The 23218-nt window shown below is 66.8% G+C and carries 18 protein-coding genes; 8 read left to right on the forward strand and 10 right to left on the reverse strand.

From position 1 onward, the window contains the following. Together AX681_RS20155 and AX681_RS20160 are read left to right on the forward strand one after the other, a co-directional pair. Positions 1–395 (forward strand): OmpA family protein (locus AX681_RS20155; RefSeq protein ID WP_156456151.1); only part of this gene is annotated, 395 nt, incomplete at its 5' end. Between the two features lie 441 nt (positions 396–836). After that, positions 837–1505 carry a phytanoyl-CoA dioxygenase family protein gene (locus AX681_RS20160; RefSeq protein ID WP_066662154.1) on the forward strand — a complete coding sequence of 223 codons (669 nt, stop codon included), beginning with the start codon at positions 837–839 and terminating at the stop codon, positions 1503–1505. Here the strand turns inward: AX681_RS20160 and ygfZ are convergent. Then, positions 1494–2234: a CAF17-like 4Fe-4S cluster assembly/insertion protein YgfZ gene (gene ygfZ / locus AX681_RS20165; protein ID WP_066662156.1), complete on the reverse strand. Its 741-nt coding sequence runs from the start codon at positions 2232–2234 to the stop codon at positions 1494–1496. The genes AX681_RS20160 and ygfZ overlap by 12 nt on opposite strands. A gap of 44 nt (positions 2235–2278) precedes the next feature. Here ygfZ and AX681_RS20170 point away from each other — a divergent pair, with 44 nt between their 5' ends. Beyond that, complete coding sequence (locus AX681_RS20170) at positions 2279–3604, forward strand: dihydroorotase (protein ID WP_066662159.1); 1326 nt, start codon at positions 2279–2281, stop codon at positions 3602–3604. Between the two features lie 287 nt (positions 3605–3891). On the opposite strand, the gene AX681_RS20180 is transcribed toward AX681_RS20170, so the two are convergent. Next, positions 3892–5709: an ABCB family ABC transporter ATP-binding protein/permease gene (locus tag AX681_RS20180; protein WP_066662163.1), complete on the reverse strand. Its 1818-nt coding sequence runs from the start codon at positions 5707–5709 to the stop codon at positions 3892–3894. Between the two features lie 83 nt (positions 5710–5792). Between AX681_RS20180 and AX681_RS20185 the strand changes: the two genes are divergently transcribed. Continuing rightward, positions 5793–6023 carry a hypothetical protein gene (locus tag AX681_RS20185; RefSeq protein ID WP_066662177.1) on the forward strand — a complete coding sequence of 77 codons (231 nt, stop codon included), beginning with the start codon at positions 5793–5795 and terminating at the stop codon, positions 6021–6023. A 7-nt stretch (positions 6024–6030) separates the two neighbouring features. On the opposite strand, the gene AX681_RS20190 is transcribed toward AX681_RS20185, so the two are convergent. From AX681_RS20190 to crtY, 4 genes are read right to left on the reverse strand one after another with little or no spacing between them, the layout of a single operon-like run. Further along, complete coding sequence (locus AX681_RS20190) at positions 6031–6978, reverse strand: phytoene/squalene synthase family protein (protein ID WP_066662165.1); 948 nt, start codon at positions 6976–6978, stop codon at positions 6031–6033. After that, a complete protein-coding gene (locus AX681_RS20195) occupies positions 6975–7556 on the reverse strand; it encodes a TIGR00730 family Rossman fold protein (protein ID WP_066662167.1) in 582 nt (193 codons plus the stop codon). Before AX681_RS20195 ends, AX681_RS20190 begins: the two co-directional genes overlap by 4 nt. Further along, positions 7553–9034 carry a phytoene desaturase gene (locus AX681_RS20200; protein ID WP_066662169.1) on the reverse strand — a complete coding sequence of 494 codons (1482 nt, stop codon included), beginning with the start codon at positions 9032–9034 and terminating at the stop codon, positions 7553–7555. Before AX681_RS20200 ends, AX681_RS20195 begins: the two co-directional genes overlap by 4 nt. Further along, a complete protein-coding gene (gene crtY, locus AX681_RS20205; RefSeq protein ID WP_066662171.1) occupies positions 9031–10194 on the reverse strand; it encodes a lycopene beta-cyclase CrtY in 1164 nt (387 codons plus the stop codon). The genes AX681_RS20200 and crtY overlap by 4 nt, the downstream gene beginning before the upstream one ends. Positions 10195–10302: 108 nt before the next feature. Here crtY and AX681_RS20210 point away from each other — a divergent pair, with 108 nt between their 5' ends. The 4 genes from AX681_RS20210 to AX681_RS20225 all read left to right on the forward strand — a co-directional run bounded on the left by AX681_RS20210 (position 10303) and on the right by AX681_RS20225 (position 15715). After that, positions 10303–11067, forward strand: coding sequence for an SDR family NAD(P)-dependent oxidoreductase (locus tag AX681_RS20210; RefSeq protein ID WP_066662173.1), 765 nt, complete (start codon positions 10303–10305; stop codon positions 11065–11067). Positions 11068–11188: 121 nt separating this feature from the next. Next, a complete protein-coding gene (locus AX681_RS20215) occupies positions 11189–11755 on the forward strand; it encodes an HNH endonuclease (protein WP_066662179.1) in 567 nt (188 codons plus the stop codon). A 143-nt stretch (positions 11756–11898) separates the two neighbouring features. Beyond that, entirely contained in the window at positions 11899–13491 is a 1593-nt protein-coding gene (locus AX681_RS20220; protein ID WP_066662175.1) for a serine hydrolase, read from the forward strand. A 133-nt stretch (positions 13492–13624) separates the two neighbouring features. Beyond that, entirely contained in the window at positions 13625–15715 is a 2091-nt protein-coding gene (locus AX681_RS20225) for a transglycosylase domain-containing protein (RefSeq protein WP_066682689.1), read from the forward strand. Here the strand turns inward: AX681_RS20225 and AX681_RS20230 are convergent. The 4 genes from AX681_RS20230 to AX681_RS20245 all read right to left on the reverse strand — a co-directional run bounded on the left by AX681_RS20230 (position 15712) and on the right by AX681_RS20245 (position 23126). Further along, the gene (locus tag AX681_RS20230) at positions 15712–16413 is read right to left on the reverse strand and encodes an SDR family NAD(P)-dependent oxidoreductase (RefSeq protein ID WP_066658912.1); all 702 of its coding nucleotides are present in this window, start codon (positions 16411–16413) and stop codon (positions 15712–15714) included. The two genes, AX681_RS20225 and AX681_RS20230, sit on opposite strands and share 4 nt — an antisense overlap. After that, positions 16410–17078 carry a glutathione S-transferase family protein gene (locus tag AX681_RS20235; protein WP_066658930.1) on the reverse strand — a complete coding sequence of 223 codons (669 nt, stop codon included), beginning with the start codon at positions 17076–17078 and terminating at the stop codon, positions 16410–16412. The genes AX681_RS20230 and AX681_RS20235 overlap by 4 nt, the downstream gene beginning before the upstream one ends. 79 nt (positions 17079–17157) lie before the next feature. Next, positions 17158–21672, reverse strand: coding sequence for a glutamate synthase large subunit (gltB, locus tag AX681_RS20240; protein WP_066658910.1), 4515 nt, complete (start codon positions 21670–21672; stop codon positions 17158–17160). Further along, entirely contained in the window at positions 21669–23126 is a 1458-nt protein-coding gene (locus tag AX681_RS20245) for an NAD(P)-dependent oxidoreductase (RefSeq protein WP_066658906.1), read from the reverse strand. The genes gltB and AX681_RS20245 overlap by 4 nt, the downstream gene beginning before the upstream one ends. Positions 23127–23218: the final 92 nt, after the last annotated feature.

Genomic DNA, 23218 nt, shown 5'->3' on the forward strand with positions numbered 1-23218 from the left:
ACTTCGGTGAGCCGGCTGCTCCGCCGCCGCCTCCGCCGGCAGTGTGCACCCCGGGGCCGTACATTGTCTTCTTCGAGTGGGACAAGTCGGACATCACGCCGGAAGCAGCAGGCATCCTGGATAACGCCATCTCGGCCTACCAGAACTGCGGCAATGCGCAGGTCATGCTCGCCGGTCACGCTGACCGTTCGGGCGCAGCCAGCTACAACGTCGGCCTCTCGCAGCGTCGTGCGGACTCGGTCCGTTCGTACCTGTCGGGCCGCGGCATCCCCGACGGCGTGATCGCATCGGAAGCGTTCGGCGAAAGCCGTCCGCGTGTCGACACCGCCGACGGCGTGCGCGAACTGCAGAACCGCCGCGTGGAAATCACTTACGGTCCGGGTTCGGGCATGTAAGCCGCGCGGTCCACACTGTGGATCGACAAGATTTGGGGAGGTCGGGCAACCGGCCTCCCTTTTTCTTTGTGCTTGTGGCCTAGCGCCGGATGCGCTGGCGAGATTGTCTCGCCCCTAACCCTCGCGCGCTCCACGATCGCGACGTGGCGGAGCGTCCAATCTCCTCCTCGAGAGCAGCGGTGAACGCTACTGATGCGACCGCGACGCCGTGGACGCTCCGGCCCGAAGCGGGATTGGAGAGGCCAGATCGGCGGCTGTCTGCGCTTTTGCTGGAGGAACCCCCGAACCTAGTTCGCCTGCGCGGCTCACGGAAATCGACCGAAGCGTCGTGCTCTTGGCAGGTCTATCACCACGGCCTGCCGGTCGCTGCGCTTGGGCCCCGTGTTGGCTCGATCGAATGGGCGCGACGGGTCGCGAACGCCTGGTGTACGATCCGGCCTGATGATTCTCGGCATGTTCAGTGAACGTGGTGCGGCGCGGCTAGAAGGCGCTGCGGCCGGAGCGCTTGCTCGATTGAAGGCAGCGCTCGCAGTGCAGCCGATGGATCGGGCGGGCATCCGGCTGCGTGGATCCGCGCAACTGAACGCCCTCCTTGCCGCCGATGGTGCAATCGGCGCGGGCGTCGTACCTTTTGCTGGGTTCGGCGCTAAGCCCGTCCGTGCCATTCTATTCGACAAGACCGAACGCACCAATTGGGCCCTGACCTGGCATCAGGACCGGACGATCTGTGTGCGCGAGCGGAGGGACGTTGCGGGATTCGGGCCGTGGACCGTGAAGGCAGGCCTCCTCCACGTTGCCCCGCCGTTCGAACTGCTCGAACGCATGATCACGATCCGGATCCATCTGGACGATGTGCCGGAAGGCAACGCGCCGCTTTTGATCGCGCCCGGATCGCATCGCATCGGGCTCGTCCGCGAGGATGCTATCGCGGCCGCCGTCGCTGCCTGTGGCATCTATGCCTGCCTGGCCGACGCAGGTGACATCTGGGTCTACTCGACCCCGATCCTCCATGCATCCGCAGCGGCGGTCACACCGCGCCGCAGGCGGGTGCTGCAGGTGGACTATGCCGCGTTCGACCTGCCCGGCGGCCTTGAATGGTCAGGCATCTGAGCCGAGCGCATCGGCCAGCCAATCTGGTACGATCGCATCGCCCAGAGCCTCGACGCGGCGATGTTCCACCATCAGGCCGAGGTCGGGGTAGGTGGCGCGCGTGCGATCGCCCGGCTCACCCAGCGGGGCGACGACCAGGCGGCGATTGACCTTGGCCCGCCAGTTCATCCGAGCGGTGTTTTCCTGCCCGACATAACAACCCTTGGTGAAGCTGACGCCGTTCAGTTCCGCGGCGTTGCATTCGAGCCAGAGCGTCTTGTCCTGTCCGAGCTCTGCGGCACCCTCGGTCACGCCGAGGCGGAGGCGATGCTCGACCCAGCCTGATGCAGGCGATCCCGCTGCGTCGCCCAGCCAGCGCCAGCCCAGCGCCGCCAAGCGCGGATCGGGCACGCCATTCCCGGCGTTGCGCGACCAGTGGACGCCACCCTCCGTCGCCCCAATCGTGATCGGGCGACGCAGGCGATAGATCGCCAGGCGACGGATCAGCGCATCGCGCTGGGCTGCCTCGCAATCGATCAGGATATCGGCTTCGTCAGCCCACAGGATGAAGTCGAACAGCGCCTTGCCCTGGGGTGAGAGCAGCGCGGCCCAGAGCGGTGCATCGGGGCGCACCGCGTTTACATCCTGCGTCACCAGCCCCTGCAGGAAGCCACGCACATCCTCCCCGGAAACACGGATCAGGGCGCGGTCGGCCAGAAACGTCGCATTGGGCAGGGTGGCATCAGTCATGGCGAACAGGTAGGAGGCGGGGCAGACAAGCGAAAGAGGCTGAGATGGCAACGTTCGATCTGAAGCTCACCGGCGGCACGGTACATCTCCCCTCCGGCCCGGCGCAGGTCGATGTCGGTGTGCGCGACGGCAAGATCGTCGCAATCGGCGCGAGCGGCGACGCGGGCGAGGTGATCGACTGCACCGGCCTCGACGTCCTGCCCGGCGTGATCGACAGCCAGGTGCATTTCCGCGAGCCGGGGCTGGAGGCCAAGGAAGACCTTGAGTCCGGCAGCCGCGCGGCGGTGCTGGGCGGGGTGACTGCAGTGTTCGAAATGCCGAATACCAAGCCCAACACCGACAGCGCCGAGGCGGTGAACGACAAGCTCGCGCGCGCGAAGGACCGCATGTGGTGCGATCACGCCTTCTATGTCGGCGCAACCAACAGCAATGCCGAGCATCTGGCCGAGCTGGAGCGGATGCCGGGAACCGCGGGGGTCAAGATCTTCATGGGCGCGTCGACCGGCGATCTGCTGGTGTCGGACGACGCCAATCTCGCGCGGGTGCTGGCGAGCGGGCATCGCCGGGTTGCGATCCATGCGGAGGACGAGTTCCGCATGAACGACCGCGAAGGCGAGCGGGTGACGGGCGATCCGTCGTCGCATCCGGTGTGGCGCGATGACGAGAGCGCGATCCTGGCGACGCGGCGCATTCTGAAGCTGGCGCGCGAGGCGCGGCGGCGTATCCATGTGCTGCATGTGACGACGCCGGCGGAGCTGGAGTTGCTCGGACAGCACAAGGACATCGCGACGTGCGAAGTGACGCCGCAGCATCTGACGCTCGCAGGCGAGGACGCCTATCCGCGCCTCGGCACCTATGCCCAGATGAACCCGCCGATCCGTTCGGCCGCGCACCGTGAGGGGCTGTGGTACTGGCTCAACCAGGGCGTGCCGGATGTGCTCGGGTCGGACCATGCGCCGCATACGATCGAGGAGAAGGCGCGGCCCTATCCCGCCTCGCCCAGCGGCATGCCGGGGGTGCAGACGCTGTTGCCGCTGCTGCTCGACCATGTCGCCAAGGGGCGCACGACGCTGCAGCGGCTGATCGATCTCACCAGCGCGGGGCCGCAACGGGTGTTCGGGCTGGTGGGCAAGGGGCGGATCGCGGTGGGGTACGACGCGGATTTCACCGTGGTCGACCTGAAGAAGCAGTGGACGGTCGAGGAAGACTGGCTGGCGTCGCGCTGCGGCTGGTCGCCGTTCACCGGGGATCAGCTCACGGGCAAGCCGATCGGGACCATCATCCGCGGGCGTCAGGTGATGTGGGACGGGCAGCTGGCGAACAGCGCGCATGGGCGGCCGGTGCGGTTCGAGGCGGTGGAGTTCGGGTGAGCGAAGGAACGCTATACGGGCTTCTGACCCCGCTGATATTTCATTGGGGGGCAGTCAACGGCCTGTCGATGATAAGTGGCCGCTATCAGCGCAACGGTTGGCGCGCTGTGAGGCCATTGTTTCTTTTGCCGCAGCACCTCGCCGGGCTCGCGCTAATGTTGCTCGCGATGCTTTGCTTTGTGATCGGGACGAGAAACGGGGCGGGGTGGCTCTTCGTTGCGGGGAGCGCCTTCATGGTCGCTGACGTGGGTTGCATCTTCTCGGCCGTGCGGCGCGCAAGCTGACCGTTACTCCGCAGCGTCGGCGACCGCCTCCCGCTCAGCCTGTTGCCGCATCCACATCTCGGCATAGGTACCGCGCCGTTCGAGCAGCTCGGCATGCGTGCCTTGCTCGGCGATTTCACCATTTTCCAGCACGACAATGCGGTCGGCGTGGACCACGGTCGACAGGCGGTGGGCGATGACGATGGTGGTGCGGCCGCGCTCAATGGCTTCGAGCGTGTCGAGGATTTCAGCTTCGGTGCGGGAATCGAGCGCGCTGGTGGCTTCGTCGAGGATCAGGATCGGCGGGTTCTTGAGCAGGGTCCGCGCGATGGCGACGCGCTGTTTCTCGCCGCCTGAGAGCTTGAGGCCGCGCTCGCCGACGCGGGTGTCGTAGCCGTCGGGCATCGATTCGATGAAGCCGGCAATCGCTGCGCCGCGTGCCGCCTGTGCGACCTCCTCCGGCCCGGCGCCTTCGCGGCCATAGGCGATATTGTAGCCGATCGTGTCGTTGAACAGCACGGTGTCCTGGGGAACGATGCCGATCGCGGCGCGCAAGCTGGCCTGCGTCACCTGGCTGATGTCCTGCCCGTCGATCGTCACGCGCCCGCCGGTGAGGTCGTAGAAGCGGTAGAGGATGCGCGCGAGGGTGGACTTGCCCGCGCCCGAGGGGCCGACGATCGCGACGGTCTGGCCGGGGCGGATGACGAGATCGATGCCCTTGAGGATATCGCGTTCGGGATCATAGCCGAAGCGGACATTTTCGAACCGCACTTCGCCGCGATCCACGGTCAGTGGCGGGGCATCAGGGACGTCCTTCACCTCGGCTTGGGTGTCGATCAGGTCGAACATTGCGCCCATGTCGATCACGCCCTGCCGGATCGTGCGATAGACCCAGCCGAGCATGTCGAGCGGGCGGAACAGCTGGCTGAGCAGGGTCGAGACGAACACGACATCGCCCGCGGTGAACTCGCCGGTGGACCAGCCCCAGGCGACCACCGCCATCCCCGCTCCGAGCATCACATTGGTGATCAGCGACTGGCCCATGTTGAGCCAGGCGAGCGAATTCTCCGACTTCACCGCCGCCTTGGCATAGGATTCGACCGCGCGCTCGTAGCGATCGGACTCGCGCTGCTCGGCGCCAAAGTATTTCACCGTCTCGAAATTCAGCAGCGAGTCGACCGCATGCGCGACTGCGCCGGTGTCGAGATCGTTCATCTGCTCGCGCAACTTGGCGCGCCAGTCGGTGACCCAGCGGGTGAAGGCGATGTAGATGACGACCATCGCCATCGTCGACGCGACCAGCCACCAGCCGAACTTGCTGCCGAAGATCTGGAGCACCAGTGCGAGTTCCAGGATCGTGGGGGCGATGTTGAACAGCAGGAAATAGAGCATCGAATCAATGCTCTTGGTCCCGCGCTCGACCACCTTGGTCACCGCGCCGGTGCGGCGTTCGAGATGGAAACGCAGCGAAAGCTGATGGAGGTGGCGGAAGGTGACGATGGCGAGCCGCCGGGTCGCATCCTGCCCGACCTTTTCGAACACCGTATTGCGCAGATTGTCGAACACGGTGGTGAACAGCCGCGCGGCGGCATAGCCGACCACCATCAGGATCACGAAGGTGATGACCCCGCGCTCGCCGATGGCCATCGTGTCGACCGCGGCCTTGAGCGCATAGGCCGCGCCATAGACCTGCACCACCTTCGACAGCACCACCAGCAGCAGCGCGCCGACGATGCGCGCTTTCAGCCCCGGCTGTCCGGCGGGCCAGAGATAGGGGAGGAAGCGCCGGAGCGTGGCGAACAACGGGCGTTCGCTACCGGCGCGCGCGGTATCGGGAGGCATCGGCGCTATCTGGGGCCGCAGCGACCGGGATGCAATGAAACAAAACGCGCCTGCCATCCGTTGAAATGGCGAGGAGCGAGATGATGGAACCGGTTTTCTACGTGATGGCCATCCTAGGCTGCGGCGACTTCCAGGATCAATGCCAGCAGGCGCGGATCGAGCCGGTCCGGTATCAGAGCGCGGCACAATGCCAGGCCGCGATGGCGCAAGTGCTGCCGCGCCACACCGACCTCTCCTACCCGACGATTGCGGCGACCTGTCAGCGGCAAGGCGAACAGATGGCGCGCAGCGAGGCCAAGCCGCGCCATTACTGACGGGCGGTTAGCGCGGTCGGGTCCATAAGTTTGGGGACCGCGGGCGTTGTGCATAGAGCGTTCGGCGCATGGCCGCCTGACCGAATGCCCGCGCGATCCAGCCGATCTTCTGCGCCTTGCTCGTCCCGGCACGATGGTCCCAGGCATGATCGCCACGTGCGACCACCTCGCGCGCGATGTCCCCATAGATCCCAGCGGCAGCCAATACCGCCCAAGCCGATCTAAAACCAAGTGCGGGCGTGCCGAGCCGCGCGCTGTCCTCATGCGCCTGGGCCAACTCCCCCAGCCACCGTGCCATGACGGTTAGTCGCGAGCGGAAGGGCGGCTTCATATGCTGACCGGGCGGGATGTCCATTTCGACCAGCCAGTCCATCGGCAGGTAACAGCGGCCGATCGCGTCGTCCGCCTCGATATCGCGCGCGATATTGGCGAGTTGAAACGCCAGGCCGAGGTCGCAGGCGCGGTCGAGCGTCGCGTCGTCCTGCGGATCGACCCCCATCACCACCGCCATCATGCACCCGACCGCCCCCGCGACATGATAGCAATATTGCATCAGGTCATGCTCGGAGCGCGGAAACCAGCCCTTGGCGTCGAGCGCGAAGCCGTCGACCAGATCATGCGCAAAACGGTGCGGCATGCGCGTTTCGGCGGCGACGATGCGCAGCGCTTCGAACGCCATCTCCCCGGTCGGCTCGCCCGCCAGCGCCTTGTCGGTCAGCGTGCGGATGCGCGCGAGCGCGGCGGCCGGGTCCTCGACGACGCGGGCGTCATGGCCCAGCTCCTGTCCATCGGCGATGTCGTCGCACGCGCGGCACCAGGCATAGAGCAGCCAGGCGCGCTCGCGGGTTTGCGGATCGAACAGCTTGCTCGCCGCCGCGAAGCTCTTCGAGCCCTTGGCAATACTCTCCCGCGCGGCCGCCACGACGGCGTCGCGGCCTGGCGCGGGCTGGGTCACAGGTCCTTGCTGCCGATCTGGCCGACGGTCTGCGTCGGCACATGCGCGGCCATTTTGGCGAGCAGCGCATCGAGGTCGCTGTCGATGATCAGGATCGACTGATGCTGCGGGCGCAGAAAGCCGACTTCGCCCATTTTTCCGACGAATTCGATCAGGCCGTCATAATAGCCCGCGACGTTGAGCAGCCCGACCGGATTGGCATGATAGCCGATCTGCGCCCAGCTCATCGCCTCCCACAATTCGTCCATCGTGCCGGTGCCGCCGGGCAAAGTGATGAAACCGTCGGACAGGTCGGTGAACGCTTGCTTGCGCTCATGCATGGTGCGTACGATGTGCAACTCGGTACAGCCACGATGCGCGACTTCGGCATCGACCAGCGCCTGGGGGATCACCCCGATGACCTCGCCGCCCGCTTCCAGCGCGCTGTCGGCGATCGCGCCCATCAGCCCGAGGCGCCCGCCGCCATAGACGACGCCGATCCCACGCTGCGCCAGCGTACGGCCGACGAAGCGGGCATTCTCGATATAGACCGGGTCTGCCGGGGTGGCGGATCCGCAATAAACGGCAAGGCGCTTCACACCTGCTCCTGTTCCAGCATCAGCGCGGCGGTCGCCTTGGCGCTGCCGACCACGCCGGGGATGCCCGCGCCCGGATGGGTGCCGGCGCCGACGAAATAGAGGTTCGGGATCGAATCGTCACGATTGTGCGCGCGGAAATAGGCGCTCTGCGTCAGCACCGGCTCAAGGCTGAACGCGCTGCCCAGATGCGCGGCGAGATCGTGGGTGAAATCGGGCGGGGCATAGCTGAACTTGGTAACGATCCGGTCGTGGATGTCGGGGATCAGACGGCGGCCGACCTCGTCGAGGATGCGCTTTTCGAGCAGCGGGCGCACCGTTTCCCAATCAACCGGCGCCTTGCCCATGTGCGGCACGGGGGCAAGGGCGTAGAAGGTCGAATGCCCCTCCGGCGCCATCGACGGGTCGGTGATGGTCGGATGGTGCAGGTAGAGCGAGAAATCCTCGCTCAACACGCCATGCTTGTAGATGTCGTCGAGCAGCCCCTTATAGCGCGGGCCGAACAGGATCATGTGGTGCGGGATGCCGGGCCAGGTGCCCTTGATCCCGAAATGCACGACGAACAGCGAGGGCGAGAAGCGCTTGCGCTCGAGCTTGGCCGCGGTGCGCTGCGCGCTGCGCGAGCCCTTGAGCAGGTCGCGATAGCTGTGGACGATGTCGGCGTTGCTGGCGACCATGTCCGCCTCGAACCGCGCGCCCGACTTGGTGCGCACCGCGGTGGCGCGTTCGCCCAGCGTCTCGATCTCCTCGACGCCGTCGCCCAGCACGAGCTTGCCGCCCAGCCGCTCGAACTGGCGCACCATGCCCGCGACCAGCCGGTTGGTCCCGCCCATCGCGAACCACACGCCACCATCGCGCTCCAGCTTGTGGATCAGCGCATAGATGGCGCTGGTGGTCATCGGGTTGCCGCCGACCAGCAGGGTGTGGAACGACAGCGCCTCGCGCAGCTTCTCGTTCTTCACGAAGCTCGACACCATCGAGTAGACGCTGCGCCACGCCTGATACTTCATCAGCGCCGGCGCGGCCTTCACCATCGAAGTGAAGTCGAGAAACGCGACATGGCCGAGCTTCTCATAGCCTTCGCGGTACACGCCGGCCGAATAGTCGAGGAAGCGCCGATAGCCGGCGATGTCGGCGGGATCGAGCTTCGCGATCTCGGCCGTCAGGATGCTGTCGTCGTTGGTATAGTCGAAATTGGTCCCGTCGGGCCAGTTGAGGCGGTAGAAGGGCGAGACCGGGGTCAGCGTGACGTCGTCGGCCATGCGATGGCCCGACAGCGACCACAGCTCTTCCAGCGATTCCGGCGCGGTAATGACGGTGGGGCCGGCGTCGAACACGAAGCCGTCTTTCTCCCAATAATAGCCGCGCCCGCCGGGTTTGTCGCGCGCCTCGACCACCACCGTGTCGACGCCGGCCGATTGCAGGCGGATGGCCAGCGCCAAGCCGCCAAATCCTGCTCCGATCACCACTGCACGCTTCATGTGTTCGACCCCCTGATCGCCGCGAGCGCGCGCTTGACCGGCACCGGCGGTTTGCCGGCGAGAACACGGGCGCGATCGAATAGGCTGGACTGGCCGCTATAGAAGCGGGCGACGAGCCCCGCGTCCAAGCGATAAAATCGTTCAAGCACGCGATAGCGCTCACCCGGCTCGGCGGCACGGAACAGCATGGCGGACAGCATTCGGTAAAATCCGCGCTGTCGCCATGCCTTGCGCGCATGGCCATAGGTCAGGTCGTGCAGCGCCGCACCCGACAGGTCGCGCGCATTCCCGATCACCGCCGCCAGCCGCACCGCGTCGGGCAGCGAATAGCCGGTGATCGGCTGAAACAGCCCGGCGCGCATCCCGGCCTTGGCAACGCGATTGCCGCCGGACTTCCAATATTCCTCGAAATCCCCGCCGAGCGGAATGGGCAGCGACCCTGCTTCCTCCCGCATCACGCCCTCGACCGAGATGCCGCGGGCGCTGGCCCAGGCGTCGATCCGCTGGGAATAGGCGGCAACGTCGATATCGGGCGTGTCGCTGTAATAGGTGTCCTCGAGGAACAGCCGCGTCGCCGCAAAGGGCAGGGCGTACATGAAGCGATAGCCGTCGATCTGTGCCACGGTCGCGTCCATGATCACCGGGCGCTTGAGCGCATGCGGCTCGGCCAGCGCCAGTTCGCGCCCGACGAATTTCTGCCAGCCCAGCTCCAGCTTGGACAGGTCGGCCGGGCCGCGGCAATCGATCACCCCGCCCGCCTCGATCCGGTCGCCATCGGCGAGCACCACCGCACGCGCGCTGGCCCCCAGCACCTTGCGCCGGGTCATCACCGCACCGTCCGGCATCGCCGCGCGCACCACCTGATCGAACCGATCGGATTCGATCGAATAATAGGGTGCCTTCAGCGTGCGCGCATGTGCCGGGAAATGGACGTCGTAGCTGGTCCAGCCATAAGAGATCAGGGGCGCGACCAGCCAGCGGTCGGCGGGCGCGACGTCGCTGGCGAAGAAGGACCAGAGATGGTTGCCGCCGATGCTCCGCCCACCCTCGATCAGGCGAACGTCGAGCGTCGGGTGTTTGCGGCGCAGCGCGAGCGCGATCAGCCCGCCCGCAAGTCCCCCTCCGACAATGGCAACGTCGCAATGGATGATCGCTGGCATCGCCGCCGCCTAGCGGATCGCTGCGCATGGTAAAAGCCCCGCTTGCTGCGTGCGCGAACCTTTCCGTCGCGCCGGTGCGTTGCACTGCCGCAATCGAGGAGCGCGACGATGCGGACGGCAATGGTGACGGGCGGGGCGCAGGGGATCGGGCGCGGCGTGGTCGAGCGGCTGCTGGGCGAAGGCTGGGCGGTGATGGCGATTGACCGCGACCGGGTCGCGTTGCGCGAACTGGCCGAGGCGCACGCGCCGCGCCCGCTGCGGACGCATCAGGCCGATGTCGGCGATGAGGCGGCAGTAGCCGACCTGTTCGCGGCCTGTGCCGCGTGGCGCAAGGAGATCGGTGCCGAGGGTCTCGACCTGCTGGTCAGCAATGCCGGGATTGCCGATCCGGTCAGCGGGCCGATCGAGACATTGAGCCTGGCCGACTGGCGGCGCTGGCAGGACAGCCATGTCACGGGCGCTTTCCTGATGACGCGCGGGGCTGTGCCGCTGTTGCGGTCGCGGCGCGGTTCGATGGTCTTCATCGCCTCCACCCGAGCGTTTCAGTCCGAACCCGATACCGAAGCCTATGCGACGGCCAAGGGCGGGCTGGTCGCGCTGACCCATGCGCTGGCGGTCAGCCTTGGCCCCGAGATCCGCGTCAACGCGATCTGCCCGGGCTGGATCGAGACCGGGCCGTGGCAGAAATCATCGGCGCGAGCGGAGCCGGAGCATCGCCCGATCGACCGCGAACAGCACCCGGTCGGTCGCGTCGGCACGCCCGACGACATTGCCGATGCCGTGCTCTACCTCACCGATCATGCCGGCTTCACCACCGGTCAGGCGCTGGTGATCGACGGCGGGATGAGCCGCATGATGATCTATGCCGACTAATCGCCATTTCGCGCAAACCGGCCCTTGACCACGAGTCGCGCCCCGTGCTGTCATAGACATGTCACGGCTGGCGGCGAATAAGCCCCCGGTCGCGAGCGACGCGCGGCGAGAGAGGGGGACCATGTACCATCCCGATCTGATCCGACATCCGGAAGGGTGCCCGGCGCTCGTGCTCAATGCCGACTACACGCCTTTGTCTTATTATCCGCTGAGCGTGTGGCCGTGGCAGACCGCGATCAAGGCGGTGTTCCTCGACCGCGTCGATATCGTCAGCCATTATGAGCGCGAGGTGCGCAGCCCGACCGCGTCAATCAAGCTGCCGAGCGTGATCGCGCTCAAGCAATATGTGCGGCCGTCGCAATTCCCCGCCTTCACGCGCTTCAATCTGTTCCTGCGCGACAAGTTCGAATGCCAATATTGCGGCAGCCACCGCGACCTGACGTTCGACCATGTCATCCCGCGCGCGCAGGGCGGGCGCACGACATGGGAGAATGTCGCGACCGCCTGTGCTCCGTGCAATCTGAAGAAGGGCGGGCGCACGCCGAAACAGGCGGCGATGCCGCTGTTCATGCCGCCGATCCGCCCGACCAGCTGGCAGCTGCAGGAACATGGCCGCCGCTTCCCGCCCAATTACCTCCACGATACCTGGCGCGACTGGCTCTACTGGGACGTTGAGCTGGAGGCTTAGCCCTTCCCCACCATATCATCGTCACCCCGGACTTGTTCCGGGGTCCACTGCGCGGCAAGGTCGGTCTTCCAGGCTCTTGCGATGCGCGCGCGGCTGAGTGGACCCCGGCACAAGGCAGGGGTGACGAACAAGGGTGAAGCGGAATGACGGGACTGACGGTCGATCGGCGCACGGCGCTGGTGCTTGGAGTTGGCGGTGCGGCAAGCCTTGCACTTCCCGCCTGGGCCCAGCAGGCCGCGCCCGCACCGCTCGATGCTGCGGTCGACCCGATCGTCGCGAACTTCATGCGCGCATTCGAAACGCCGGGCATCGCCGTGGCGATCGTGCGCAAGGGGCAGCCGGCATGGCTCAAGGGCTATGGCGTGCGCACCATGGGCATGGCGGCTCCGGTCGATGTCCACACCCGCTTCGGCATCGCGTCGAACAGCAAGGCGTTCACCGCCGCCGCGCTCGCGATGCTGGTCGAGGAGGGCAAGCTCGGCTGGGACGACCGGCTGACGCAGCATATGCCCGAATTCAAGATGGCCGACCCGGCGGTCACCAGCCTGTTCAACGTCCGCGACCTGCTCGTCCACCGCTCGGGCCTCCCGCTCGGTGCGGGCGACCTGCTCTACTTCCCCAAGTCGAACCGCACGGTGCAGGATGCGGTGCGCGCGCTGCAGTTCCTTCAGCCGGTGCGCCCGTTTCGGGGCGGCTATGATTATGACAACATCCTCTACATCGTTGCGGGCGCGCTGATCGAGGCCAAGTCGGGGATGAGCTGGCGCGACTTCATCCGCACGCGCATGCTCGAGCCGCTGGGCATGGCCGATGCGGTGCCCTCGCTGGAGCTGCTCAAGACGAGCAATGTCGCCGGACGCCATGCGCGGCTGGGGCCGCCGGTGCGCGGGGTCGGGCCGATGCAGGTGATCGAACCCGATGAATCGCCCGTCGTCGATGCCGGGGCCGGGATCAACGCCAGCATCGCCGATGTCGCCAAATGGCTGGAGGTGCAGCTGGCGTTGGGCGCGCTACCCAATGGCAAGCGCCTGTGGAGCGCCGACAGCGCGGCGGCGATGTGGAGCCCGCAGGTGGTGGTGGCATCGAGCGATGGCCCGACCGAACTCAACCCGGTGCGGTCGATCATGCAGGGCTATGCCCTCGGCTGGTTCGTCCAGGATTATCGCGGCCGCCGCCTGATCAGCCATTCGGGCGGCCTGTCGGGGCAGGTGACGCAGACCGCACTGATCCCCTCGGCCGGGATCGGCGTTGCGGTACTCAGCAATACCGAAGACAGCGTGTCGGGCGGCATCCGCAACGCGCTGCTCGACCATCTGCTCGGCGTACCGGCCTATGACTGGGTCGCCAATTACGTCGCGCGCAACAAGCTGGCTGCGGAGAGCGCGGTCGCGGCGCTGGGCAATGGCGACGCCAAACGTCCCGAGGGTGGGCCGAGCTTGCCGTTGATCGCCTATGCCGGTCGCTATCGCGATCCCTGGTATGGCGACATCCTGGTCAAGGCGCGCGGCGATGCGCTGTCGATCGACTTCGTGCCGCATCCGCAATTCGCCAGCCGGCTGGAGCCATGGGGCAAGGATGCGTTCCGCACACGGATGACGCCGGGCAGGGGCGAGGACGCCGTGGTCACCTTCGCCATCGCCGAGGGCAAGGTCACGGCGGTGACGATGAAGGCGCTCTCCCCGCTCGCCGATTTCAGCTATGACTATCATCACTTGGCATTTGTGCCGGTGAAGTGACGTGATCGGATCGCGATGATCGTGGCGGACGGAATGCAGGTCGGGCGCGGCGGAGCGTGGGGGGCATACGCCGTCCCGACCAGCATGCAGCTTGCCCAAACTGTTGTACGGGCATAATACAGTGTCCGGTTCCATGCGATACGACACACTTTATCCCGAAATCCCGGATGCGCGGGGTCCCGCTGCGCAGCCCCAGCCGGTCGGGCCTGGCGGGCCGATCCCGCCGCTGGGCGACTATACGGTCAATTTGCCGGTCATCGTGCGTCGGCGCAAATGGCGGTGGGTGCCGCGCGTGCTGGCGGGCATGATCGTGCTGTTCCTGGCGGCGGTCGCGTGGCTCGTATGGACCGCGCCATTATCCAAGTCGCTCGAACCGCCCGTGCCGCCGTCGATCACCTTGCTGTCGGCAGAGGGAACGCCGATCGCGCGCACCGGGGCGGTCGTGGGCAAGCCGGTCGATGTCACGACGCTGCCCGACCATGTCGTGCAGGCGTTCATCGCGGTGGAGGATCGCCGCTTCCAGTCGCATTGGGGCGTCGACCCGCGCGGGATCCTGCGCGCCTTCGTCAACAACATGTTCACCGACAATGGCCGTCAGGGGGGCAGCACGATCACCCAGCAGCTGGCCAAGAACGCGTTCCTCAGCTCCGACCGCACCTTCGGTCGCAAGTTTCAGGAAGTGCTGATCGCCTTTTGGCTGGAGGCGTGGCTGACCAAGGACGAGATCCTCTCGCGCTACCTCTCCAACGTCTATTTCGGCGACAATCAGTATGGCCTCGACGCCGCCGCGCGCCATTATTTCAGCCGCCCGGCCACCGACCTGACGACGGCGCAGGCGGCGATGCTGGCCGGGCTGGTCAAGGCGCCCTCGCGGCTGGCCCCGTCGACCAACCTGTCGGGCGCGCGCGAGCGTCAGGCGGTGGTGGTGCAGACGATGGTCGATGCCGGTTTCCTGACCGAGGCCGAAGCAAAGGCCGTCCGCGCCGCGCGCCTGCGCCTGTCGAAGGTCGAGACGCTGCCCAGCGGCACCTATTTCGCGGACTGGGTGCTGCCGCAGGCACGCGACCGGTCGGGCGAGATCGCGACCAACCAGACCGTGACCACCACGCTGGAAACGCGGATGCAGCGCGCCGCCGAGCGCGCCGTGCGCAACGCCGCGCTGCGCAAGGCACAGGTCGCGATCGTCGCGATGCGCCCCGATGGCCGCGTGATCGCGATGGTCGGTGGCAAGAACTACGCCGCCTCGCCCTTCAACCGCGCGACCCAGGCGCAGCGCCAGCCGGGATCGACGTTCAAGCTGTTCGTCTATCTCGCCGCCTTGCGCTCCGGCATGACGCCGGATTCGATCGTGCAGGACGAGCCGGTAACGATCGGCGACTGGAGCCCGGAGAACAGCGACGGGCGCTATCGCGGGCCGATCACGCTGCGCGAGGCGTTCGCCCGGTCGAGCAACGTCGCCGCCGCGCGGCTGACCCAGCGGGTCGGCGTGCCGGCGGTGATTCAGGCGGCGCGCGACCTTGGCATCACCAGCCCGATCCCGAACGAGGCCTCGATCGCGCTCGGCACGTCGAGCGTCTCGCTGCTCGAACTCACTGCAGCCTATGCCGCGATTGCCAGCGGCACGATTCCGGTGCGCCCGCGCGGCCTCGCCGAAGCGGATGAGCCGGGCTGGGCGGCGCGGCTGACGGGGGCGACCCGGTCCCTGTCGCGGCGCGAGCTGGACGGGATGCGCGAACTGCTGGCCGCAACCGTTTCCGGCGGCACCGGGCGCTCGGCTGCGCTGGCGATCGACACCTTCGGCAAGACCGGGACGACGCAGGATAATCGCGACGCCCTGTTCCTCGGCTATGCCGACGGGATCATCACCGGCGTGTGGATGGGCAATGACGACAATAGCCCCAATGCCGGGCTGGCCGGCGGCGGCGCTCCGGCGCGGGTGTGGCGCGATTTCATGAGCCAGGCGCTGGGCGTTGCGGCGCTGCCCCGGGCCGAGCCGGTGGTCGAGAATATCGGCGATGTGCTGGTGGAGGACCCGGAAAACTTCATCGACGAAGGCGTCGAGTTCGAAGGCAGCTTCGGCGATCGCGACCTGGGCGTTCGCGTCAACCGCGACGGCAGCATCGAAGTCACGCGCACGCGTCGCGAAGGGCCGGTCGAGGAAGAGACGGTGGAAGACCCGCGCGATCGTGCGCGGCGCGAGCCGGTTCCCGAAGACGAGTTCTAGGCGGGGATCTCCGCGCCATCCCAGGCGAAGCATTTTCCGCTGTCGACCGGTTTCAGCCCTTCGATCACGTCGAGCAGTTGCAGTGCCGCGCGCTCGGGATCGAACAGCTTGCCCGGCGCGACGGTGCCGCGGAACGGCTCCGACAGGCGCGTATCCACGGTGCCCGGGTGCAGCCCGACGACGATCGCCCGGTCGTTGCGGCGCGCGGCGTCGATTGCGAAGTTGCGGATCAGCATGTTCAGCGCCGCCTTGGAGGCGCGATAGCCGTGCCAGCCGCCCAGCCGATTGTCGCTGATGCTTCCCACCCGCGCGGACAGCGCCGCAAACACCGGGGTGCCGGTACGCGGCAGCAGCGGCAGGAAATGCTTGGCAACCAGCGCGGGGCCGATCGTGTTGATCGCGAACGTGCGTGCCAGCCATTCGGGGTCGAGGTCGCGCAACGCCTTTTCCGGTCCGCGCTCGCCCTCGCCAAGGATTCCGGTCGCGACGAACACCAGCGACGGTGCCGGCCCGGCGGCGACCTGCGCAGCGGCGGCGGCGATGCTCGCTTCATCGGTCAGGTCGAGATGCGCGTCCCCGGTCAGCGATCGACCGAAGCGCCAGACCTTCGCGTGGCCGGCTTCCTCCTCCAGCGCATCGGCGACCGCGCCGCCGATCCCTCCGCTGGCCCCGATGACGACCGCGCTTGCCGCGCTCACAGGTCGAGCTTCTCGTAATCCGCCGGCGGGTTGATCCCTTCCATCCGTTCGGCGAGCAGCGGGCGGAAGCTCGGGCGGCTCTTCATCCCGACATACCAGCGCTTGGCCTGCTCATGGCTCTTCCAGTCGATCCCGCCCAGATAATCGGCGACGCTGATCTGCGCCGCGGCGGCAAGATCGGCGAGGCTCATCGTCGCACCGCCCAGCCAGGTGCGATGGTCGAGCAGGAAATCGATATAATCGAGATGCGCGACCGCGGCCTTCATCGCCTCGCGCAGCGCGCCGCTGTCAGGCGTGGCGCGCTGGACGATGCGCTTGATCATCCGTTCGTTGAGCAGCGGCCCGGTGATGTCGCGGAAGAACTGGTTGTCGAACCAGCTGACCAACCGCCTGATCTCCGCGCGGTCGGCGGCGGTGCCGTTGAGCAGGGCGGCCTTGCTCACCGTTTCCTCGAAAAACTCGCAGATCGCGACCGAATCGATCAGCACGACGCCGCGATCGTCCGCCATCACCGGGGTCTGGCCCGCCGGGTTCATGTCGAGAAATTCGTCGCGCCGGGCCCAAGGCGATTCGCGCACCGGCTCATAGCCGACGCCCTTCTCACCGAGGACGAGCCGCACCTTGCGCGAGAAGGGGCACAGGGGGAATTGGTAAAGCTGCCACATGCCGACCGGCATAGGCGCGCGGGGTGTCGGGCGGCAAGTGACGCGATCAAATTCCTCCCCGTTCCAAGGAGGAACTGGCCTACTCCGCCGCGACCATCTCCACGCTGTCATCCAGCGGATGCGCCAGCCGCGTCAGCATCTCCTTTGGCACCACCTGCCAGAAATGGCCGCGCACCCGGTCCCAATCCTCGATCAGGCCGCGCGACCATTTGCTGTCGGTCGCTTCGGCATGGTCGGCGACCAGGTTCTTCAGCACCGCTTCCCAATGGAGCGACGACAGGCGTTGCCACACGATGCTCTCGCCATTGGCGCGCGCATCGAACGTGCCGGACTCGTCGTAAACGAACGCCATGCCGCCGGTCATGCCCGCGCCGAAATTCGCGCCAACCTCACCCAGCACCACCGCGACGCCGCCGGTCATATATTCGCAGCCATTGGCGCCACAGCCCTCGACCACCACCTGCGCGCCCGAATTGCGGACGGCGAAACGCTCGCCCGCCTGGCCCGCCGCGAACAGCCGGCCTGAGGTCGCGCCGTAGAGCACGGTGTTGCCGATGATCGTATTGTCCTGGCTGGCGAGCGGCGAGCTGACGAGCGGGCGCACGATGATGGTGCCGCCCGACAGACCCTTGCCGACATAGTCGTTGGCGTCGCCGAATACTTCCAGCGTCACGCCCTTGCACAGGAACGCGCCGAGCGACTGGCCGGCCGATCCGCGCAGGCGGATCTGGACGTGGCCGTCGTTGAGCTTCGACATGCCGAACGTCTTGGTGATCTCGCTCGATAGCCGCGTGCCGACCGCGCGGTGCGTGTTCCGGACATTATAGGCGAGCTGCATCTTCTCACCGCGTTCGAACACAGCGCGCGCGTCGGCGATGATCTGTGCGTCCAGGCTGTCGGGGACGGCGTTGCGCCAGGTCGACAGGCTGAAGCGCCGCTCGCTCTCGTCCGCATCCACCTTGGCCAGGATCGGGTTGAGGTCGAGATCGTCGAGATGCTCGGCGCCGCGGCTGACCTGACGCAGCAGCTCGGTGCGCCCGATCACCTCGTCGAGGCTCTTGCAGCCGAGCTTGGCGAGGATCTCGCGCACTTCCTCGGCGATGAAGGTCATCAGGTTGATGACCTTTTCGGGCGATCCGGTGAATTTCTGGCGCAACCGCTCGTCCTGCGTGCACACGCCGACCGGACAGGTGTTGCTGTGGCACTGGCGCACCATGATGCAGCCCATCGCGACTAGCGACAGCGTGCCGATGCCGAACTCCTCGGCGCCCAGGATCGCGGCGATCACGATGTCGCGCCCGGTCTTGAGCCCGCCATCGGTGCGCAGCTTCACGCGCCCGCGCAGGCCATTGAGGGTCAGCGTCTGATTGACCTCCGACAGCCCCATTTCCCACGGCGTCCCGGCATATTTGACCGAAGTCTGCGGGCTCGCGCCGGTGCCCCCGACATGGCCTGCGACGAGGATCACATCGGCATGCGCCTTGGCCACGCCTGCGGCGACCGTGCCGATGCCCGCGCTCGACACCAGCTTGACGCACACCCGCGCGCGCGGGTTGATCTGCTTGAGGTCGTAGATGAGCTGCGCCAGATCCTCGATCGAATAGATGTCGTGGTGCGGTGGGGGCGAGATCAGCGTCACGCCCGGCGTCGAATGGCGCAGCCGCGCAATGAACTCGGTCACCTTGAAGCCGGGCAGCTGGCCGCCCTCACCGGGCTTGGCGCCCTGCGCGACCTTGATCTCCACTTCCTCGCACGCGCCGAGATATTCGGCGGTCACGCCGAAGCGGCCGGACGCGATCTGCTTGATCGAGCTGTTGGCGTTGTCGCCATTGGCATAGGGCTTGTAGCGGATCGAATCCTCGCCACCCTCGCCCGACACGGCCTTGGCGCCGATGCGGTTCATCGCAATCGCCAGCGTCTCATGCGCTTCGGGCGACAGCGCGCCCAGGCTCATGCCCGGCGTCACGAAGCGCTTGCGGATCTCGGTGATCGCCTCGACCTGATCGATCGCGACGCCCTCGGTCGGGAAGTTGAACTCCAGCAGGTCGCGCAGATAGACCGGCGGCACGTCGCGCACACCGCGCGAAAATTGCAGATAGGTCGAATAGCTGTCGGTCGCCACGGCGGTCTGCAGCGTGTGCATCAGCTGCGCCGAGTATGCATGCGTCTCGCCGCCATGGCGCTGGCGATAGAATCCGCCGATCGGCAGCGTCGCGACCGCGCTGTCATAGGCGGCATCGTGGCGCATCGTCGCGTTGAGGTGCAGCGAGGCATAGCCCTCGCCCGAAATCTTGGCCGGCATGCCGGGGAAGAAGTCGTTGACCAGCGCGCGGGATAGCCCGACCGCTTCGAAATTATAGCCGCCACGATAGCTGGAGATCACCGCGATCCCCATCTTCGACATGATCTTGAGCAGGCCTTCGTCGATCGCCTTGCGATGGTTCTTCAGGCATTGCTCGAACGACAGGTCGCCGAACAGGCCGCGCGCATGGCGATCGGCAATCGCCGCTTCGGCGAGATAGGCGTTCACCGTGGTCGCGCCGACGCCGATCAGCACCGCGTAATAATGCGTGTCGAGGCATTCGGCGGTGCGGATGTTGACGCTGGCATAGCTGCGCAGCCCCTTGCGCACGAGGTGCGTGTGCACCGCCGCCGCTGCCAGCACACCGGCGATGGCGATGCGGTCCGGCCCGACGGCTTCGTCGGTCAGGAAAATCTCGGTCTTGCCCGCGCGCACTGCCTGTTCAGCCTGCAGCCGGATATCGGCGATGGCTGCGCGCAGCGTCTCCGGCCCGCCACCGGCGGGGAAGCTATAGTCGATCTCGGCCGCCTGGGTGCCGAAATAGCCCTTGAGCCGCGCCCAGTCGCCATTGGTCAGCACCGGGCTTTCGAGCACCAGCACCTTGTTCGCGGTCTCGGCGGTGTCGAGGATGTTGGCGAGATTGCCGAACCGCGTCTTGAGCGACATCACATGGCGTTCGCGCAAGCTGTCGATCGGCGGGTTGGTCACCTGGCTGAAATTCTGGCGGAAGAACTGGCTGATCAGCCGCGGCTTGTCGCTGATGACGGCAAGCGGCGTATCGTCGCCCATCGATCCGACCGCCTCCTTGGCGTCGGTCACCATCGGCGACAGGATCAGCTCCATGTCCTCCAGCGTCTGCCCCGCCGCGACCTGACGACGGGTCAGTTCGGCGCGGGTCCAGGCGGGCGTCGCGTCCGCCGCTGCGGGCAGGTCGTCGATCCCCATGAACTCGCCGATCATCGACGCGTAATCATATTCCCCCGCGATCCGGTCCTTCACCTCACCATCGGTGTAGAAGCGGCCCTCGTCGAGATCGACCGCGATCATCTGCCCCGGCCCCAGCCGCCCTTTGGCGACCACGGTAGCCTCGGACAGCTGGACCATCCCGGTCTCCGATCCGACCACCAGCAGCCCGTCCGACGTGCGGGTGTAGCGCAGGGGGCGCAGCGCGTTGCGGTCGACGCCCGCCACCGCCCAGCGGCCATCGGTCATCGCGAGCGCCGCGGGGCCGTCCCACGGCTCCATCACGCTGGCGAGGTACTTGTACATCGCCAGATGCTTGTCCGGCATCGCATCGACCGCCTGCCACGCTTCGGGTACCAGCATCAGCTTGGCGGTCGGCGCATCGCGGCCCGAGCGACAGATCGCCTCGAACACCGCGTCGAGCGCGGCGGTATCGGACGCACCCGCCGGGATCACCGGCTTGATGTCCTCCGAATGCTCGCCGAACGCGGTCGCCGCCATCTTGATCTCGTGGCTCAGCATCCAGTTCTTGTTGCCGCGGATCGTGTTGATCTCGCCATTGTGCGCAAGGCAGCGGAACGGCTGCGCCAGCCACCATTGCGGGAAGGTGTTGGTGGAATAGCGCTGGTGAAAGATCGCGACGCGGCTGACGAAACGCTCGTCGCGCAGGTCGGGATAGAATTCGCTGAGCGATTCGGCGAGGAACAGCCCCTTGTAGATGATCGACCGGCACGAAAGCGAGCAGATGTAGAACCCGCTGATCTGCGCGGCGATGATCCGCTTCTCGATGCGACGGCGGACGAGGTAGAGGTTCTTCTCGAACTCCGCCGCGCTCTGTTCGTCGGGCATCGGGCCGGCGATCATGATCTGCTCGATCTCCGGCCGGGTCGCCTGCGCCTTCTGCCCGATGACCGAGACATCAACCGGCACCTGCCGCCAGCCATAGATGGTGTAGCCCGCATCGATCAGGACGCTTTCGACGATCGTGCGGCATGCTTCCTGCGCGCCCAGATCGACGCGCGGCATGAAGATCATGCCGACCGCAAGCCGGTTGGGCAGCACGCGATGCCCGCTGGCGAGCACCGCATCGTCGAAGAAGCGCAGCGGCAGGTCGACATGCAGCCCGGCGCCATCGCCGGTCTTGCCATCGGCATCGACCGCGCCGCGATGCCACACCGCTTTCAGCGCATCGATCGCACCTTGCACCACGCGGCGCGACGGTTGCCCGTCGATCGCCGCGACCATGCCCACGCCACAGGCATCACCCTCGAACTCGGGGCGGTACATGCCTTCACGAGCGAGGCGTTCGCGTTGCGTTTCGGTGGTCATGCTGCTTCCATCTTGTTTCGTGCGGCCAGTGCAGCCTTTTGCCCCTTCAGCCACGCGTGCATCCGCTCGCTCACATCGCGGCCGTCGCGGATCGCCTGCACCACCAGGCTCGCGCCCTTGACGATGTCGCCGGCGGCGAAGACGCCGTCGAGGTTGCTCATCATCGTGCGCGCGTCCGTCCGCACCGTGCCCCAGCGGGTGACGCCCAGTTCGGGCGCGTCGAACAGCACCGGCAGGTCTTCGGGGTCGAAGCCCAGCGCCTTGATCACCAGATCGGCGGGGACGTCGAACTTGGCGTCGGGATCGGGTTCCGGTGCACGGCGGCCGCTGGCGTCGGGGGCGCCGAGGCGCATGCCGACCGCCTTGACCGCGCTTACCTGCTCGCCGCCCTCAAATGCCTCGGGGGCGGAGAGCCAGACGAACTCGACGCCTTCTTCCTCGGCATTGGCGGTTTCGCGCTGGCTGCCCGGCATGTTCGCGCGGTCGCGGCGATACAGGCACTTCACCGATGCCGCGCCCTGGCGGATCGCGGTGCGGACACAGTCCATTGCGGTATCGCCGCCGCCGATCACGACGACATTCTTGCCCGCGGCGTTGAGGCTGCCATCCTCGAACGCCGGGACGCTGTCGCCAAAGCTCTTGCGGTTGGATGCGATCAGATAGTCGAGCGCATCGACCACGCCGTTCGCGCCGACGCCGGGTGCCTTGATGGCGCGCGGCTTGTACACGCCGGTCGCGATCAGGATCGCGTCATGCTTGTGGCGCAGCTGCTCCAGCGTCGCATCCTTGCCGACGTCGAAGCCGAGGTGAAAGACGATGCCGCCCGCCGCCAGCCGATCGGTGCGGCGCGTGACGACATGCTTTTCCAGCTTGAAGCCGGGGATGCCATAAGTGAGCAGGCCGCCCGCGCGGTCGTGGCGGTCATAGACATGGACGTCATAGCCCAGCACGCGCAGATATTCGGCCGCCGTCAGTCCCGCCGGGCCCGCGCCGATGACGCCGACCGACTGGCCGCGCGCCGGACCCGGCTGCAGCGGTTCGACCCAGCCTTCTTCCCACGCGGTGTCGGTGATGAACTTCTCGACCGATCCGATCGTGACCGTGCCATGGCCCGAGGATTCGATGACGCAATTGCCCTCGCACAGCCGGTCCTGCGGACAGATGCGACCGCAGATTTCCGGCATGGTCGAGGTGCTGTTCGACAGCTCATAGGCTTCGCGCAGCCGCCCCTCGGCAGTCAAGCGCAGCCAGTCGGGGATGTGGTTGTGCAGCGGGCAGTGCACCGTGCAGTAGGGCACGCCGCATTGCGAGCAGCGGCCGGCCTGATCTTCGGCGCTCGGCGGCGCATAGCGCTCCGCGATCTCGCGAAAGTCCTGCGCGCGCAGTTCCGGATCGCGCTTCGGCGGAAACGCCTGCGCACGATCGACGAATTGAAGCATCACATCCTTGCCCATGCGGGGCAGATGGCAGCATTTTGTTACCGAGTCACGCGAAAACGGCGATATAGGGCAGCATGGCTTACCTAAAAACCCAACGCATCCTGCCT

The sequence above is a fragment of the Sphingomonas sp. CCH9-E2 genome (genome assembly GCF_001557215.1).
Classification (GTDB): domain Bacteria; phylum Pseudomonadota; class Alphaproteobacteria; order Sphingomonadales; family Sphingomonadaceae; genus Sphingomonas.

Coding starts and splice junctions, on each gene's coding strand:
- AX681_RS20215 (WP_066662179.1), top strand. CDS start 11,189: ATGTACCATCCCGATCTGATCCGACATCCGGAAGGGTGCCCGGCGCTC.
- AX681_RS20235 (WP_066658930.1), bottom strand. CDS start 17,078: ATGTGGCAGCTTTACCAATTCCCCCTGTGCCCCTTCTCGCGCAAGGTG.
- AX681_RS20225 (WP_066682689.1), top strand. CDS start 13,625: ATGCGATACGACACACTTTATCCCGAAATCCCGGATGCGCGGGGTCCC.
- ygfZ (WP_066662156.1), bottom strand. CDS start 2,234: ATGACTGATGCCACCCTGCCCAATGCGACGTTTCTGGCCGACCGCGCC.
- AX681_RS20160 (WP_066662154.1), top strand. CDS start 837: ATGATTCTCGGCATGTTCAGTGAACGTGGTGCGGCGCGGCTAGAAGGC.
- crtY (WP_066662171.1), bottom strand. CDS start 10,194: ATGCCAGCGATCATCCATTGCGACGTTGCCATTGTCGGAGGGGGACTT.
- AX681_RS20210 (WP_066662173.1), top strand. CDS start 10,303: ATGCGGACGGCAATGGTGACGGGCGGGGCGCAGGGGATCGGGCGCGGC.
- AX681_RS20245 (WP_066658906.1), bottom strand. CDS start 23,126: ATGGGCAAGGATGTGATGCTTCAATTCGTCGATCGTGCGCAGGCGTTT.
- AX681_RS20170 (WP_066662159.1), top strand. CDS start 2,279: ATGGCAACGTTCGATCTGAAGCTCACCGGCGGCACGGTACATCTCCCC.
- AX681_RS20185 (WP_066662177.1), top strand. CDS start 5,793: ATGGAACCGGTTTTCTACGTGATGGCCATCCTAGGCTGCGGCGACTTC.
- AX681_RS20180 (WP_066662163.1), bottom strand. CDS start 5,709: ATGCCTCCCGATACCGCGCGCGCCGGTAGCGAACGCCCGTTGTTCGCC.
- AX681_RS20200 (WP_066662169.1), bottom strand. CDS start 9,034: ATGAAGCGTGCAGTGGTGATCGGAGCAGGATTTGGCGGCTTGGCGCTG.
- AX681_RS20220 (WP_066662175.1), top strand. CDS start 11,899: ATGACGGGACTGACGGTCGATCGGCGCACGGCGCTGGTGCTTGGAGTT.
- gltB (WP_066658910.1), bottom strand. CDS start 21,672: ATGACCACCGAAACGCAACGCGAACGCCTCGCTCGTGAAGGCATGTAC.